This is a genomic window from Pontibacter populi (genome assembly GCF_040278685.1).
Taxonomy (GTDB): Bacteria; Bacteroidota; Bacteroidia; order Cytophagales; family Hymenobacteraceae; genus Pontibacter; species Pontibacter populi.
In genome coordinates, this window is the sequence record NZ_JBEOKT010000005.1 from 14,625 (window position 1) to 30,622 (window position 15,998).

The window sequence follows — 15,998 nt, forward strand, 5'->3', positions numbered from 1 at the left end:
CGATCGTTTTTGCTTACCGCCACCTTATAGTATAGTAAAGGTGCTATATTATTTTGAATTTACCTCACCCCAGCCCTCTCCTAAAAACAGGAGAGGGTGTTTCTCTTTTGTCATCTCGAACAACGTGAGAGATCTATCTGGAATTCTAAAAAGATTTCTCGCTAAACTCGAAAAGACATAAAACTAATAATACATTAGGAAAACCCTTTCCCCTGTTTTGGGGTAAGGGCCCTCTTTAAAAGGGGAAGGCTGGAATGGGGTGTATCCTGCAAATTATTATCTTTGCATACTATGGTTGAGAAGATACAGACAGTAGCCCAGGAAATAGAAGCAGCACAGCTTGGCAATGCAGCCGAGCTGGAGCAGTTCAGAATTACATATATAGGTCGTAAAGGCCAGATAGCAGCTCTTTTTGATAACCTGAAAGAAGTTGCACCCGAGCAGCGCCGCGAAGTTGGTCAGCAATTGAATCAGCTGAAAAACCGTGCACAGGAGCGTTTCGACCAGGCACAGGAACAACTGGCCAATGCTACCGACACAACAGCCGACACTGGCTTTGATTTTACGCTGCCAACTATACCAAACACCTTAGGCACACGCCACCCGCTGTCTTTAGTGCGCCGCGAGATCGTGCGTATTTTTGAGCGTATCGGGTTTAACGTGGCCGAAGGGCCGGAGATTGAAGACGACTTCCACAACTTTACTGCCCTTAACTTCCCGGAGAACCACCCTGCCCGCGAAATGCAGGATACATTCTTTTTGAGCGAAGACAAAAACAGGTTGCTACGTACTCATACATCAACGGTACAGGTGCGCCTGATGGAAAACAACCAGCCACCGCTGCGCAGCATTATGCCTGGTCGCGTATACCGTAACGAAGCCATTTCTGCGCGTGCGCACATGGTTTTCCACCAGGTAGAAGGCTTGTATGTAAACAAAGGCGTGAGCTTTAAAGACCTGAAAGAAACGCTTTACTACTTTGCCAAGGAGCTTTTCGGCCAGGATACAAAAGTACGATTCCGTCCGTCGTTCTTCCCGTTCACGGAGCCAAGCGCCGAGATAGATATTACCTGTTTGATCTGCAAGGGCGACGGCTGTAATATCTGTAAGCAAACCGGTTGGGTAGAAATTGGCGGATCTGGTATGGTTGACCCTGCTGTGCTGGAAAATTGCGGCATCGACTCGAAAGTATATTCCGGTTTTGCATTTGGTATGGGCATAGAGCGTATAACCATGTTGAAGTACCAGATAAAAGACCTGCGCCTGTTCACCGAGAACGACGTGCGCTTCCTTCGCCAGTTTGAAGGGGTAATTTAATGGCTAAATGGTTGAATTGCTTAATTGTTGGGCTTCGCTAATAGCTGGTTTATAGTTATAGTTTAGCCTTTCAACAATTTAACCATCAAACAATTTAACCATTTAAAAGATGAAATTCGAGGATATAAAAACGATTGGTATAGTTGGAGCCGGCACCATGGGGCAGGGTATTGCACAGATATGTGCGCAGGCGGGCTATAAAACCATTCTGTTTGATATAAACGCCACTGTGCTGGATAAGGCTCAGAAAACCACTGCTACTAACCTGGACAAGGGCATAGAACGTGGTAAACTAACAATAGCAGATAAAGAAGCAACACTGGCAAACCTAAACTTCACAGGCAACACCCTCGATATGCACTGCGATGTGATCATTGAAGCAGTGGTAGAGCGACTGGAAGTAAAGCAGAGCATCTTTAAGGAACTGGCAGATATCAACTCCGACCAAACTATACTTGCCTCCAACACCTCTTCTATCCCGATCACACGTATTGCGGCTGGTGTACCAAACCCCGAGCGCGTAGTGGGCATGCACTTCTTTAACCCGGCCCACATTATGAAGTTGGTAGAAGTTATATCCGGTGCAGCCACCAGCCCGGAAATTGCTTTAACTATAAAAAAGTTAGCTCTTAAGCTGGAGAAAACGCCGGTTATGGCGCAAGATTCGCCAGGGTTTATCGTTAACCGTGTAGCACGCCATTTTTATGTAGAAGGACTGAAACTGCTGGAAGAAGGCGTGGCCGATGTTGAAACTATAGATAAACTGATGCAGGCCAGCGGTTTTAAGATGGGCCCATTCGAGTTGATGGACCTGATCGGCGTAGATACCAATTTTTCCGTAACCACATCCATGTTCGAGGCTTTCCATTATGATCCTAAATTCAGACCAAGCCGCATACAGCAACAAAAAGTGGATGCCGGGCACCACGGCCGCAAGTCTGGCAAAGGCTTTTACGACTATAAATAAGCTTTTCGCGCTGCTGGCTATAGTTGTGCTGGTTGGCTGCAGTTCTGACAATGTTGGCCCCGGCATACCTGTTGTACCGGTCAGCGAACAGATAAGCGTGAATAGCCTGCAGTACCCGATGCTGCGCCAGGATGGTGGTTATGCTTACTTGCAGTCCGGTTACCGGGGTATTATCGTTATCCGGCAAAATGCCAGCACCTATTACGCCTTCGAGCGCGCCTGCCCTTACGACCCGGCCGCTTCCTGCGGCGTAGTTACCGTAGATCAATCAAACCTGTTCCTGACGCATAGTTGTTGTGGTTCGCAATTCAACTTCCAGGGCAATGTCACATCCGGGCCGGCTGTTTATGGCCTCAGGCAGTACAAAACATCGCTTGCCAATAACATCCTTTACATCTCCAATTAAATTTTTGCTTTGAGTTTCAGAAGCTTATAAAAAGATGAAAGATTTTTTCAGAAGAGTACTTGCATAATCCCTAAAGAGGCTGTAATATTGCATCATCATTCGGCGGTAGAAGCCGCCACTGGACATAAATTCCTCCTTAGCTCAGTCGGTTAGAGCACCTGACTGTTAATCAGGGGGTCCCTGGTTCGAGCCCAGGAGGGGGAGCAAAAGCCACTCAGAAATGAGTGGCTTTTTTGTTTCTAACCTTCTCCATAGTCTTTCTTCTTTTCCCTGCTTTCAACCTTTTACCTTATTTTATAGTATCTATCAATAAGTATATTTTCATATGACGGGCGGATTATAGTTTAACTATAGTCAGTTCGTTATCCGACAACACTAAACGATAGAACTATGAATAACTTAAGAACATACCTGGCTACGCTGTTTATACTGATGGCCTTTACCCTAAGCAGTTGCGAACTGGTAGGAGACATTTTTGAGGCGGGCATGTGGACTGCCCTCATTATTATAGTATTGATCATACTCCTGGTTGTCTGGATCTTCAGAAAATTCAGAAGATAAAAAAAGGAGCCCGAAAGGCTCCTTTTTACTTTATTACTATTTTGGAAGATGCGCCAGCCGAATCGTTTGCCGACCTGCGCTGCTTTGTAACTGTATTATATAAACACCTGCCGGCAGGTGCTGCATATCTATTTCTGTCGGCTCTATAGCAGATAATACGATCGTTTTGGAGAGGATGATTTTACCATTCAGGTTTGTTAGCACCAGATTGGCAGCACCTTTTATAGTTGCCGATGTAAGGTATAGCTTGCCATGTCCCGGGTTAGGATAAGCTGTTATTTTAACCGGGCCATTTTCCTTCGCGTTTACGCTTACTATTCTGGAGTAGGTCTTTTCGCCATCTTCGGCATACTCTACTAGCCTGTAGTAAATTATTCCCTGGTCAGCTGGCTGGTGTACAAAAGTGTAATTCCTAACACCCGAACTGAAACCCGCCGCTTTTATCTGCCCCGCTTCACTGAAATGTTTTCCGTTGGTGCTTACTTCTACCGAAAAATAATTACTGCTCCTCTCCGAAGCGGTTGTCCAGTTTAAGGTAGTGAGGCCGTCTTTATATTTCGCGGTAAATGATGTAAGCTCTACCGGCAACGGGTTACGTGGCGGCTGCCATACGCCATACATTCCGCTTCTTGCATTAGTTAAGGTAACTGCATTAGCTGGTAAAGAAGCCGCAGTGCGGGCACCGGCACTGGCTGTTATCAATCCCCCCGCTGATTCCCAATCCGAGCCATTATAGTACGCCATTTCGGCCATAGTCCGGTCAAAATTTGGGAGCTCATCTGCAACGTTCCAGTAAAAGGTTACTTCTGCATCCGGACTGGTTGCGCCTTCCTGGCTAATATGCCATACTTTATTTACCAATCCGTTATGCAATGGTTCGCCAAGACCCTTTAGAGCACCGTTATAATGTACATAAATACCATCTTCTACTGCCACACTTACATAGCGCCCTGCTTTATCTGCCGGCAATGTCACACGTAGGGGTGTATAGCTTCGCTGGGTGCCTACAGGTAAAAAACGCGTGTTGCCGGGTTGCAAATATTGCTTTACACTACTGCCAGCACCAATTTTAATAAAAGCTGCTTCGCCGGTGTGTTCTATAGTTGCGCCGTTCTCTAAGGTAATGGTCGCGTTCTGCAGCTGTACTCCGGTGTTTACCAACTTTAGTTTTCCCCGCACCTGCACTGACATATCAATCACCTTCTCTTTGCCTCCTGTTATGTGCAAGTTGCCATAGTTGCCTTGTATGGGTGCATTCGTGCTGTCTGTGTTATATTCCACATTACTATTAGGCGCCAGGTTACCGAAGGTTGGGGCATCCGTTTCGTGGTTAATAGTTAGTGTGGAGCCATTGGCTATATCAACGGTTGTAGCAAGCTTGTATTTAAAAGGAACTGTTAAAGTGGCTATGGCAGTTTCTTCACCAAGGATAAGCTTAGAGTTCAGCCCCGAGATCGTAAGGTTACCGTTAAGTTTATAGTTACCTGCTGTTGCTACAACAAACAGCTGGTCCTGATCTGTAAAATTCACAGGCTTTCTACCGGAGTTTGTTCCGTCTATCGACCAGTTATTACTGTTGTTTAGATTTTTGCCTATCGCATAAAACACATCATTCTGGACGAACTCGATCTGCACATCATCTAAAGCTATAGATGGATATTCGTTTTTATTGTTTGATTCATAAACAGGTTCTTCCTGGTTCCAGCGCAACATAATTTCCTCTCCGGGGGCAAGATTTACCTGCATTACCAGATCCTGGCGCAACACTCTGTAAGTAGCATCATTCCCATTAGTTTCTTTCGCGCTATTGTTCCAGGATGTAGTTGCGATAACTCCGCTAAGTGTATTTACCGATGTCCAGCCGGTTGCAGTAGTCGGGTCAGCTACATTAGCACCCTTTTTATAAGAAAAGCTGAAAGGCGAGTTAGCCGTTTTTGTCCAGTACCATTGCTCCATAGCAAAGCTTACCTTAATATGCTTTATAGTTTTACCTGAGTTGTTTTTAAAGCGTGCTGCATAATAATAGCCACCCCAGCCATTTGCACCGTGCCCCCCTAAAGCCCTGTCTGTGCTAGCTATATTTCCGAAACTATAAAGAGCCACCCCTCTTGTGTAATTATTGCTGGAGTTGATGGCAGTTGGGTTTGCCCCGTCGTGTTGGGTTGCATACCAGCCAGGCAAGGTACTGCCATTTACCCAGGCGGAGTTGCCGGTAGCTGGTAACGAATTAAAATCTTGGGAATAGGTATGCTTTAACTGGTAACCATAAGCCGTCATTTGCGGAATGCTGATCTGTGCAATTACAGGGCTTATTGTTAAACTGTACATCATGAAAAAGAGAATAAGTACACTTTTGTAAGTTATTTGCTTCTTCATTTTCAGGTTTATAAATCAGCCTATATAGTGTTTTCTACATCTTAGGAACAGGGGTGCGAAGATATGACCATATCTTCATATATACAATAATAACCATATTATAAAAACCTAATCATTAATACTTTAATCTAAAAACATATATAAAAAAAAGAGACTTGTATTTGTTAAGTGCAATACTTTAACACTGTTAGTCAGCCACATACAATGTTTAAACATTTATTAATAGCCATATTTTGCCTGACTGCACTTACAGGTTAAGCAATAAAAAAAGGGAGCGCCTGGCTCCCTTAAATTTTTTCTATACAGCTTATATCAGTTACTTAGATCTCTTCGGCATAGTACCCAGCAGGTAATCCCAAAGCGGCGACGATACCCCAAAAGCTACTTCAGGGTCTTTGTAATGATGAATGCTGTGATGTACCCAAAGCGTTTTCAGGAAATTTTTAGGCGGTGCATAGGCGTGTACGGCATAGTGCACGAACAAATACATAGCATATCCAAACAGCATACCGGCTACAATACCAAATACCAACTGCCCGAACACCAGCTTAAACACAAAGAACAGGAACGAGGCGATCAAAACGCTAACTATAGGCGGCATGGCCAGGCGTTCTTTGTCTTTAGGGTACTCGTGGTGGTTACCATGGAACGTGTACTGGATGCGCTCCTTCATAGGTGTGTCGGTATCCATGTGGAAGATAAAGCGATGCGCCGCATATTCCATCAGGCTAAAGAGTACCCAACCCAGAAAGAACAGGCCAATTGCTTCGAGCACACCTATAAACCCATAGGTAATACCATAGTAAATAAGGCCTACTGAGATAGCGATAAAAATGAAGATCGGGAGGGCAATGTGTGTTCTGGTCAGTCTTTCAAGAACGGGGTTCTCGAAAATCTGGGCTCGTCCTTTGTGATTAGGTTTCATAGTTTTTGTTTAGGCAATAGTTTTTTCAGACCGCAAAACTAATTAAAACAGAAAGCTGCTTCGCCGGAAAAAGAGACTAAAAGTATGGATTCAGCGATCTATAATTACAGCGGAAGCAACGCCAGCAATGCATTTATAGTATACGGCGGACTCGCAACTATGTGCCTTGCCTGCTCATAAAACCGGCGCCTTTCTGATAATGTTTTGCCTAAGAACGAGATTAGTTCGGATTGTGTTTTACCAGCCAGCAGCGGGCGTGTAGAGAGATCTGATTGTGAGAGCCTTTGGGCAATATCTTTTACCGACACATCCAGAAAAACAGTTTCGCCGGAAGTATTCATTAGGGCCATGTTATCGAAAAAGCAAGGTGTGCCACCTCCAGTTGCAACTATAGCCTGCTTATAGTTGGTAACTATAGTTTGTAACGTTTCGCGCTCCAATGCCCGGAACCGCTCCTGCCCTTCTGCAGCAAATATTTCAGCTATAGTTCTGTTTTCTTTCTGCTCGATAACGGCATCCAGGTCCAGGAAAGTATAGCCCAGCTTTTCAGCCAGCTCCTTGCCCAGCGTGGTCTTGCCACTGCCCATCATACCTAACAAAAAGATTAGCATCTTTTTTAATGATTAATTGATAATGAGTAATGAATAGCTAATGACTAATTAACAGAGAATAATGAATAATCGTGGCCCGGCTGTATTGTAAATTAATCATTCGTCATTACTCATTAGTCCAGCTTAACACGTGGGTCCAGGGCGGCGTACAGCAGGTCTACAAAGATGTTGATGAGCACGAACAGGAAGGCTACAAACAACGTGGCGCCCATTACCAGCGGGAAATCCAGGTTCTGAACAGCATGTATAGTTACCGAACCCAAGCCTTTCCAGTTGAAGATGTACTCGATAAAAAACGCACCAGCCATTAATGAGGCCATCCAGCCGGATGCAGCCGTAACTACCGGGTTCAAAGCGTTTTTTAGCGCGTGATTAACTATAACTTTGCTTCTGTTCAGGCCTTTGGCGCGGGCAGTACGAATATAATCCTGCGACATTACATCCAGCATAGAACTGCGCGTAAGCTGAACTATAACCGCCAGCGGGCGAATACCCAGGGCAAAGGCCGGAAGCAACAAATTACGCAACATCAGTTCTCTTCCTTCAAAAGGGTCGATCTCGTATAATTGACCGGTCAGGCTCAGGCCGGTCCAGTCGCTCCAGTAAAACCCGAAGGTAATGGCGATAAGAATAGCCGCCACAAACGATGGCACTGAAATACCCAGAACGGATGTTGTGATTAAAGTATGGTCTAAGGTACTATGCGGCTTGAGTGATGCCAGCACCCCGAATAATATACCAAACACCGTAGCAATCAGCATAGCCGCTACAGCCAGCCATAACGTGCCCGGAAAATGATCTAACAGGATATCAGTTACAGATTTGTTGCTCTGGAACGAGCGGCGCAGGTAGGGCATCTTCCAGACCAAAGCATCTTGGCCAAAATCAACTATAGTACTGTACTCATACTTCTGCTGGTTGGCTTCCGTATCTTCGTGCACCGACAACGGCGACACATCATTTATGTAGTATAGCAACTGCGCCGGAAGCGGTTTGTCCAGGCCAAGGTCTTTGGTGATGGCTTCGCGGGTGCTCAGGTCGGAGCGTTGGCCAGCCAGCATCGCCACCGGGTCGCCGGGCAGCACGTTGAACAGGAAAAATACCACCACCAACACACCCAGCATGATCAGCAGGCCGTGCCCCAGTCGGCTAAGTATAAATCCTATAAATTTCATGTATGCTTAATGGTTTAATTGTTAAATGGCTAAATTGTTAATCTCTGCAAAGCCCATCGTCTTCCGGATCTTCAAATACAGCTTTCCTTCTGTGCTCTGATATATTACCATCTTTATCAACCCGTATCAGCACTGAATAATATGGATGATCGCAACCAAATGCTTTGTAATCAAACAGCTGTACTAAATAGTAATCATCAAATTCCTGAACTACCGTTGTGCCAGGTATACCATTATAGTACCTGTATTCATCTTTAAAGTATTCCTTATCGAACACAGGAAAGTTACCAGACATAGCAATAGCGTAACTCAGTGCTTCTCCCCTTGATTCTATCGGGGCAAAGACTTCTTTAAATTCTGATCTGCTACTTATAGTACTGAACCCCTCAGTATTCTTGACAACCAAATTCTTGCAACCACACATCATCCCCTTATTTGCCCATTCTGAATCGCGACAATAATTAATGCTGTCGTTACCGCAAAGGGCAAAAGTATACGCAAATTTAAATTCTGGGCTAAGGCCACCTAAATATTCCGATGCCCTTCTCACATCAAAGTAACTGAATTCTGATTTAATCAGATCGTATTCTGTTGAATCAATTTGCTGCGTCTCTATCCCTACGAATTCACTTGTGATTGACTCATCAGCACATGATGAAAATATCAGAGAAAAAATAAGAAGTAGAAGCCGGTGTTTCATTTATAGATTATAGTTGTCATTTCGAGTGCAGCGAGAAATCTATCTCAGATTCTAAATAGATCTCTCCTTTCGTCGAGATGACAATTTGGGCAGCCAACAACAATCAACAACTATCAATCAGCAAGAGCCTCTTTCACCTCATCTATAGTTGGCGTGTTGTTGTGGTGCCACAGGCCTTTGGTGGTTCCGTCTTTCAGTAGCCAGATGCCCGGGTTAGAGCGGATAATAGTTTTAAGCACAGTATGGTCGCCATAGTAATATGGGGCAGCTAGGTTTACTTCGTGGCGGAATTGCTCAAACTCCTGACCACTACTGCTTGTGATTACTATTGGTGTAATACCCTGTTTTTCTGCTTCGGCAACTAAAGCATTTATTCGTTCAAAATTACCTGTGTCGGCTTTGCCTACGTTGTGCACTACTACAACCAGTTTAGTACCAGTCAGTATTTCCTGAGTGTGGTCGCCTTGGTCGTTCCATACGTTGAAGTCGGTTATTTTCGGGCCATCTTCCGGATTTATAGCTACCATCTCTTTAAACACCCAGGTCGTGTCGGTTGGGTATTCTGTAAACTCCTGCTCTTCGCTGCCTTTGGTCATGATGTATTTATACTTGAGCGGTGCAGACGGCTTCATGAGTGCCGGGATGTTGTTGCCAATTTTGTAAGCGCGGAAGTCGATATAAGGCAGGTTTTCGTACGCGTACCAGCCAATTCCTACCGAAAGTATGGCCGTAAGGGCAGTTATAGTTGCTCCCACTTTTGAGCTGATAAACGGCTGCAGGTAACGCTGCGTCATCAGCAGCACGATGATCATCACGAGCAGCACAATGTCTTTTGTAAACGACTCCCAAGGCGTTAGTTTAATGGCATCTCCGAAGCACCCGCAGTCGGTTACTTTGTTGAAATAGGCCGAATAGAACGTGAGAAAGGTGAAGAACACGATCATGGCCAGTAGCAGCCACAGCACTTCTTTCAGTTTCCAGCGCACGAGCAGAGCCACGCCCAGCACGATCTCCAGTGCACTCAGGAAAATGGACAAGAACAGCGCAGCCGGCTTTAGTGCGTTAAAGAAGGGTGCAATGTCTGTCGAGAAAACTTCGAAATACTCTTCCAGCTTAATGGCAGTTCCTACCGGGTCGTTTATCTTGATCAACCCGGAAAAGATGAACAGCACGCCCACAAAGAGCCAGAAGAATTTGGTGATGTATTTCATGGTTCTGCTTTCAGTTAGAAAGTTTAAAGGTTGGTAGTAGTATATTACTAAATATTAATCTGGCATTTCATGTTCAAAGCTTTTTGTTAAAACTTCCATTTCAATCCAATGAATAGTTAAATCAATAAGCTTTTTCAAATCATTTAAATTTTTCCCATCCCACTTTCTCACATAATGGGTTTCATCATTACCCAACCATACTGCTCTTTTTGCTACAGATTTAATTCTGCTATCGTCGATATACTCAGCAATACAAGCAGCTAATGGCATCTTCACAACTTTCTCCTTATCTGCAGGTTTATTACTAATAATGTAGTCTTTTATAAGAAATTCTAAGGCCTTTCTATATCCTACACCACAGATTTCATTAAGATTATGCTGTTCGGCAGAATATGCCTGATTGTATATAGTTACAAAGTTTTCAGAGATTGTTTGGATTACATTATTGAACTCTTTACCGATTAGATTCCCAATTGTAGTTACTCCACTAAATTGAAAATATTGGTTTTGCACAAGTTCATAATAACTTATAAAGCTCCTTTTACAATCGTGACTCGGACATACTGTCAAAACTTCTAAAGTTCTAAACTTCTCATGTCCATAAAGAAATGTAGGTGTAATGGTCTTATGGCAAAACGGACAATTATTTGGATACCCTTCTATTCTATCATGTCCTTGTTCTGAATCCGTTTGAATAATTTTCATTTTTGTTTATCGAAAGATTCTAAAACAATTTATTGATTGCACGAACTATAACCTACTACACCTTCTCCCCTGCACCGAGCTTTATCAGGGCGAAAACGGCGTAGTTGATCATGTCGCGGTAGTTGGCTTCTACCCCTTCCGAGATCAGGGTCTGGCCTTCGTTGTCTTCTATCTGCTTGGTACGGTATAGTTTCATCAGGATAATGTCGGTGATGGAGCTAACACGCATGTCGCGCCAGGCCTCGCCGTAATCGTGGTTTTTAGCCGTGAGCAGCTTAATGTTCTCTTCTATGTGGTGCGTGTACTGTCGCTCTACTTCTTCGGCTGGCAGGGTCTGCTCGGCATCGGCTGGCAAACTGAGCTGCATCAGTGCAATAACACAGTAGTTTATAATGCCTACAAACTCATCGCGGATGTCATCTTCCACCAACTGCTTGCCCTTCTCCTGAATAGAGCGGATGCGCTGCGCCTTGATAAAGATCTGATCGGTAATGGAAGGCAGTCGCAGCACGCGCCAGGCCGTGCCATAGTCTTTTGTTTTCTTCACAAAAGTGTCTTTGCAGCGCTGTACTACCTGATTATATTCCTGGAGTGTTTGACTAATCAACTTTTTAGCTTTAATTTTAAAATCTATAGACCGAAGTGCCTACATTGGAATCGAAAGATACGCTTTTTAAGAAAAAAACCACACTCAATTGCCGCGGAAAGCTCCTCTCCCTGGACACACCGCTGGTGATGGGCATCCTGAATGTTACTCCCGATTCTTTTTACCCCGGCAGCCGCCTGAGCACCACCGAAGAAGCCGTTGAACGCGCCCGCATTATGCTGGCTGAAGGGGCAGATATACTCGATATTGGTGGTTACTCTACACGGCCCGGCGCTGCAGATATTTCATCTCAGGAAGAACAGGATAGGTTGATACCTGCCATCGAAGCTATAGTTAAGGAATTCCCGGATGTTATACTTTCGGTAGATACGTTCAGGGCAGATGTGGCTGAGGCAAGTATAAAAGCAGGCGCGGCTATAGTTAATGATGTGGCTGGCGGTACTTTAGATGAGAAGATGTTTGAGACCGTGGCCCGGCTCCAGGTCCCGTACATACTAATGCACTTGCGCGGCACGCCGCAGACCATGCAAGCCATGGCCAACTATAGCAATGTAACTATAGAAGTGCTGGACGAACTACAGCAGCAGGTAAGTAAACTTACAAGGCTCGGCGTTAACGATATCATCATCGATCCAGGGTTCGGTTTTGCAAAAACTACCCATCATAATTTTGAATTGCTGAACCGTCTGGAAGATTTGCGTATATTGGGCTTACCTGTGCTGGCGGGCATGTCACGTAAATCGATGGTTTATAAAACACTTGGCATACACCAGACCGACGCCTTAACTGGTACTATAGTTGTGAATACGATTGCCCTGATGAAAGGCGCCACTATTTTGCGCGTACACGACGTAAAAGAAACTAAGCAGACAATAGAACTTTACAAGAAAACAACACTTTGACTTTTTTATTCACGATAGGGTTTTTAGAGATCGAGCTGCTCGACATCATCGACATTCTGCTCGTAACGGCGCTGCTGTACCAACTATACAAGCTGCTTACCGGTAGCGTTGCGCTCAAGATCTTCTTAGGCCTGTTATCTATCTATTTGCTGTACTTGGTGGTGCGTGCTGCCGGCATGGAGTTGCTGAGTATTATTCTGGGGCAGTTTATGGGTGTGGGTGTGCTTGCCGCCATCATCCTTTTCCAGCCTGAGATACGCCGTTTCCTGTTGCTGATCGGTAAAACCACTGCCTTTAACCACGACCGTTTCTGGGGTTTTCCGTGGCGCCGCGAGCAAACCGAAAAATTAAGCTTAACGCCTTTTATTGAAGCTGCTAAGTCGCTGGCTGCTAAAAACACTGGTGCGCTTATAGTTTTCGCGAAAAGCTCTGAATTGAAATATTATGCCGAGTCGGGCGATTTGATCGATGCTGTAATCTCAAAACGTTTGCTGATGTCGATTTTTAACAAGAATAGTCCGCTGCACGATGGTGCTGTAATTATTGCTAATAACCGCATTAAAGCTGCCCGCTGTATTCTCCCCGTGTCCGAAAACCAGGAAATCCCAGCTTCGATGGGTCTGCGTCACCGTGCAGCTATCGGCCTGACTGAGATCACAGATAGCATTGTATTGGTAGTTTCGGAAGAAACCGGTCAGGTTGCCTTAGTGCGTAATGGCGAAGCTTTCCGAAATTTATCGTCTTCAGACCTGCGCGTTAAACTAAACCAGTTCCTGTTCGACACAGACCAGCGCCCATCTATAAGCCCTTCCGAAAAATCAGTGAGTGCCGCCTAACTAAGATTTTTTACGTCTGAACCAGCTTACCCAGTAAAATATCAATCCAAAGATCGGGATTACCCAAAGTACCAGCATCCAGAGCAGGCGGTCAGTCAGTTTATAGTCGGTTTTAAATATCAGGTGAATAAGAGAGATCAATGCGCCGCCATAATAAATAATGAGTAGCGTAACGATAACACTATACATAAAACTGCTATTGCCGGGTGTCAGGAATTCCATTGTACTTCTATAGTTTAAAGATCAAGTTACTAAAACCAAGCCATATTAAAAGCCACTCCTGTTATAAGAGTGGCTTTTCTACTTCACTTTTCGCTGGCGCGGGTTTGTAACCCGTGTCTTACTTATCATGTCGGATTTGTAATCCGACTGGGCCAGAGGCCCAACTATAGTTAGTCACGAGCGAGGACGCTCGCGCCATGTTATTACTTACTTGATCACACCAAGCTCTTTACCAACTTCAGTAAAGGCGGCGATACATTTATCCAGGTGTACCCTGTCGTGCACGGCTGATATCTGCACACGGATACGGGCCTGGCCTTTCGGAACTACAGGGTAGTAGAAACCAATCACATAAATGCCTTTATCCAGCATGCGGGCGGCAAACTCCTGCGCCAACGGTGCATCGTACAGCATTACCGGTACAATCGGATGGTCGCCTGGCTTAATATCGAAACCGGCTTCTGTAATTTTCTCACGGAAGTATTTGGTGTTCCACTCCAGTTTATCGCGCAGCTCTGTAGTTGAGCTCAGCAAATCTAAAACAGCAATAGAAGCACCAACTATAGACGGAGCCAGCGAGTTAGAGAACAAATAAGGACGTGAACGCTGACGCAGCATTTCAATCACCTCTTTATGGCCTGATGTGAAACCACCCATGGCACCGCCAAGTGCCTTGCCCAGCGTACCGGTTATAATATCGATCTTGCCCATTACACCACGATACTCGTGTGTACCACGGCCTGTTTTACCCAGGAAACCCGAACTATGGCACTCATCTATCATAATAAGGGCTTTATACTTATCGGCCAGCTCTACAATTTTATCCAGTTGGGCAATGGTACCATCCATCGAGAAAGAACCGTCGGTAACGATGATGCGGTGCTTGGTATTGGCGTTTACAGCTTCCTGCAGTTTTGCTTCCAGGTCGGCCATGTTGTTGTGCTCGTAACGGAAACGCTGTGCTTTACACAAACGCACGCCATCGATTATAGACGCATGGTTCAGGGCATCCGAAATAATAGCCGAATCCGCATCAAATAAAGGCTCAAAAACGCCTCCATTCGCATCGAAGGCAGCCGCGTAAAGTATTGTATCTTCAGTGCCTAAGAATTCAGAAATTTTGCGCTCCAGTTCTTTGTGGATGTCCTGGGTGCCACAGATAAAACGCACCGAACTCATACCGTAGCCATGCGTATCGATAGCTTCTTTGGCAGCTTCGATTACTTTTGGGTGGGCAGAAAGGCCCAGGTAGTTGTTTGCACAGAAGTTAAGCACGTGGTGCTGCTGTGTCGTATCGATATCAGCGCCCTGCGGCGTAGTAATGATGCGTTCCTGCTTATATAGTCCGGCCTCTTTTATTTCAGCAAGTTGCTGTTCCAGGTCTGGTTTTAAGGTTTCGTACATAGTTATCGTTATTAGTTGCTCGTTATCGGTTGTTGGTTATTCGTAGGTTCTCGGTTATAGTTCCGTATCCGGTTTTGGCGGCGGCCTTTTAATGACCGGCCTCGGGCGCGGCGGCTTTGGTTTTATAGTTTCGTCTGCCGGCGCTTCGGTTGTATTTATAGTTGGCCGTTCAGTTTCAGGATTAGCTATAGCTGATGTTGGCTCTTCCGGTTTTGTTTCCTGATCTATAGTTTGTCCCTCAGCAGGCGTTGGCCTTTTTATGACTGGTCGTGGCCTTGCTGCTGGTTTCGAGGCTTCAACTTCCGGAGCTATAGGTGACTCTGAAGGTTTAGCGGTTTCTGTATTTTCAGAGGCTGGTTTCTGCAACGCGGCAGGGCGCTTAATTACCGGTCTTGGCCTGGCGGGTACAGTTCCTTCAGTTGCTGGTTTACTTTCTGTGGTTTCGCCTTCCGTTGTTGTAGCCGGCTTAGCGATAACCGGACGTTTGATTACAGGCCGCGACTTGGCTGGCTCTGCCGGTTTTACTTCCTCCGGATTTATAGTTTCGCCTTCGGTTATAGTTGGTTTTGCTATAGTTGGTCTGGCTATAGTTGGGCGCTTTGGTATAGGGCGTGGTGCTGGTGTTGCGTCAGTTGTTTCCTGTGGAACAGCAGCTTGAGTTGCTTCTGCAGTTGGCGCAGCGCGGCGCATAACTGGTTTTGGTGCTGCAGGTGCAGGAGCGGTTTTAGGTACATCTTCTTCTTTTAAATGGTACCGCAGACGCACATCGTTTATCACCATTTTAGTAGCAATGTAAAAGCTATTCTGGTGCATTTGGGCGTACATGTCGGCCCAGGCAGCAAACCGCGCAGGGTCGCCGGCGGCAAATGCAGCTTTATGGATGCGCTTCTTTACAAGGTATTCTTCAAAAGTCATGTACAGGCCTTGTTGTTATAATACAGGCAACTTCTTTACAAATATAGGCAAATCCGAAGTACAAGCCAGTACCCCTACTACTGCTTTTAGGGCTAATATTATTTAATCTTTAAGTCTGCTGTTAGCTATTCCGTGACTAAGACCAGCAGGTTACCTTT

Annotated in this window: 17 protein-coding genes and 1 tRNA gene; 7 read left to right on the forward strand and 11 right to left on the reverse strand. The window is 45.2% G+C overall.

Going from position 1 to position 15,998, the window contains the following annotated elements; translation table 11 throughout:
- The first annotated feature begins 291 nt into the window (after positions 1-291).
- The 5 genes from pheS (at position 292) to ABS362_RS06650 (ending at position 3,251) form a co-directional block, all read left to right on the forward strand.
- Positions 292-1,317, forward strand: coding sequence for a phenylalanine--tRNA ligase subunit alpha (pheS, locus tag ABS362_RS06630; RefSeq protein WP_350411604.1), 1,026 nt, complete (start codon positions 292-294; stop codon positions 1,315-1,317).
- 109 nt (positions 1,318-1,426) lie between these two features.
- Positions 1,427-2,284: a 3-hydroxyacyl-CoA dehydrogenase NAD-binding domain-containing protein gene (locus tag ABS362_RS06635; RefSeq protein WP_350411605.1), complete on the forward strand. Its 858-nt coding sequence runs from the start codon at positions 1,427-1,429 to the stop codon at positions 2,282-2,284.
- Positions 2,232-2,690, forward strand: coding sequence for a hypothetical protein (locus ABS362_RS06640; protein WP_350411606.1), 459 nt, complete (start codon positions 2,232-2,234; stop codon positions 2,688-2,690). The genes ABS362_RS06635 and ABS362_RS06640 overlap by 53 nt, the downstream gene beginning before the upstream one ends.
- 130 nt (positions 2,691-2,820) lie before the next feature.
- Positions 2,821-2,894: transfer RNA gene (locus tag ABS362_RS06645), tRNA-Asn, on the forward strand.
- A gap of 186 nt (positions 2,895-3,080) precedes the next feature.
- A complete protein-coding gene (locus ABS362_RS06650; protein ID WP_350411607.1) occupies positions 3,081-3,251 on the forward strand; it encodes a hypothetical protein in 171 nt (56 codons plus the stop codon).
- A gap of 36 nt (positions 3,252-3,287) precedes the next feature.
- On the opposite strand, the gene ABS362_RS06655 is transcribed toward ABS362_RS06650, so the two are convergent.
- The 8 genes from ABS362_RS06655 to ABS362_RS06690 form a co-directional block, all read right to left on the reverse strand.
- Positions 3,288-5,627 (reverse strand): T9SS type A sorting domain-containing protein, encoded by a 2,340-nt coding sequence (locus tag ABS362_RS06655; RefSeq protein WP_350411608.1) that lies wholly within the window; start codon positions 5,625-5,627, stop codon positions 3,288-3,290.
- 316 nt (positions 5,628-5,943) lie between these two features.
- Positions 5,944-6,552, reverse strand: a complete 609-nt coding sequence (locus tag ABS362_RS06660; RefSeq protein ID WP_350411609.1) for a sterol desaturase family protein — start codon at positions 6,550-6,552, stop codon at positions 5,944-5,946.
- Positions 6,553-6,656: 104 nt separating this feature from the next.
- Positions 6,657-7,163 (reverse strand): shikimate kinase, encoded by a 507-nt coding sequence (locus ABS362_RS06665; protein WP_350411610.1) that lies wholly within the window; start codon positions 7,161-7,163, stop codon positions 6,657-6,659.
- 113 nt (positions 7,164-7,276) lie between these two features.
- Positions 7,277-8,338, reverse strand: a complete 1,062-nt coding sequence (locus ABS362_RS06670; protein WP_350411611.1) for an ABC transporter permease — start codon at positions 8,336-8,338, stop codon at positions 7,277-7,279.
- Between the two features lie 37 nt (positions 8,339-8,375).
- A complete protein-coding gene (locus ABS362_RS06675) occupies positions 8,376-9,038 on the reverse strand; it encodes a hypothetical protein (protein ID WP_350411612.1) in 663 nt (220 codons plus the stop codon).
- A 113-nt stretch (positions 9,039-9,151) separates the two neighbouring features.
- Positions 9,152-10,249, reverse strand: coding sequence for a BT_3928 family protein (locus tag ABS362_RS06680; RefSeq protein ID WP_350411613.1), 1,098 nt, complete (start codon positions 10,247-10,249; stop codon positions 9,152-9,154).
- Positions 10,250-10,303: 54 nt separating this feature from the next.
- Entirely contained in the window at positions 10,304-10,954 is a 651-nt protein-coding gene (locus ABS362_RS06685; protein ID WP_350411614.1) for a hypothetical protein, read from the reverse strand.
- 55 nt (positions 10,955-11,009) lie between these two features.
- Entirely contained in the window at positions 11,010-11,561 is a 552-nt protein-coding gene (locus tag ABS362_RS06690; RefSeq protein WP_350411615.1) for a DUF1599 domain-containing protein, read from the reverse strand.
- Positions 11,562-11,605: 44 nt separating this feature from the next.
- Here ABS362_RS06690 and folP point away from each other — a divergent pair, with 44 nt between their 5' ends.
- Together folP and cdaA are read left to right on the forward strand one after the other, a co-directional pair.
- On the forward strand, positions 11,606-12,463 hold the full coding sequence (folP, locus tag ABS362_RS06695; RefSeq protein WP_350411896.1) for a dihydropteroate synthase: 858 nt from the start codon (positions 11,606-11,608) through the stop codon (positions 12,461-12,463).
- Positions 12,460-13,299 (forward strand): diadenylate cyclase CdaA, encoded by an 840-nt coding sequence (gene cdaA / locus ABS362_RS06700; protein ID WP_350411616.1) that lies wholly within the window; start codon positions 12,460-12,462, stop codon positions 13,297-13,299. Before folP ends, cdaA begins: the two co-directional genes overlap by 4 nt.
- Here cdaA and ABS362_RS06705 read toward each other — a convergent pair whose 3' ends face one another.
- The 3 genes from ABS362_RS06705 to ABS362_RS06715 form a co-directional block, all read right to left on the reverse strand.
- Positions 13,300-13,521 carry a PLDc N-terminal domain-containing protein gene (locus ABS362_RS06705; protein WP_350411617.1) on the reverse strand — a complete coding sequence of 74 codons (222 nt, stop codon included), beginning with the start codon at positions 13,519-13,521 and terminating at the stop codon, positions 13,300-13,302.
- A 207-nt stretch (positions 13,522-13,728) separates the two neighbouring features.
- Positions 13,729-14,925 (reverse strand): glycine C-acetyltransferase, encoded by a 1,197-nt coding sequence (gene kbl, locus ABS362_RS06710; RefSeq protein ID WP_350411619.1) that lies wholly within the window; start codon positions 14,923-14,925, stop codon positions 13,729-13,731.
- Between the two features lie 54 nt (positions 14,926-14,979).
- On the reverse strand, positions 14,980-15,840 hold the full coding sequence (locus ABS362_RS06715; protein WP_350411620.1) for a hypothetical protein: 861 nt from the start codon (positions 15,838-15,840) through the stop codon (positions 14,980-14,982).
- Positions 15,841-15,998 lie beyond the last annotated feature (158 nt).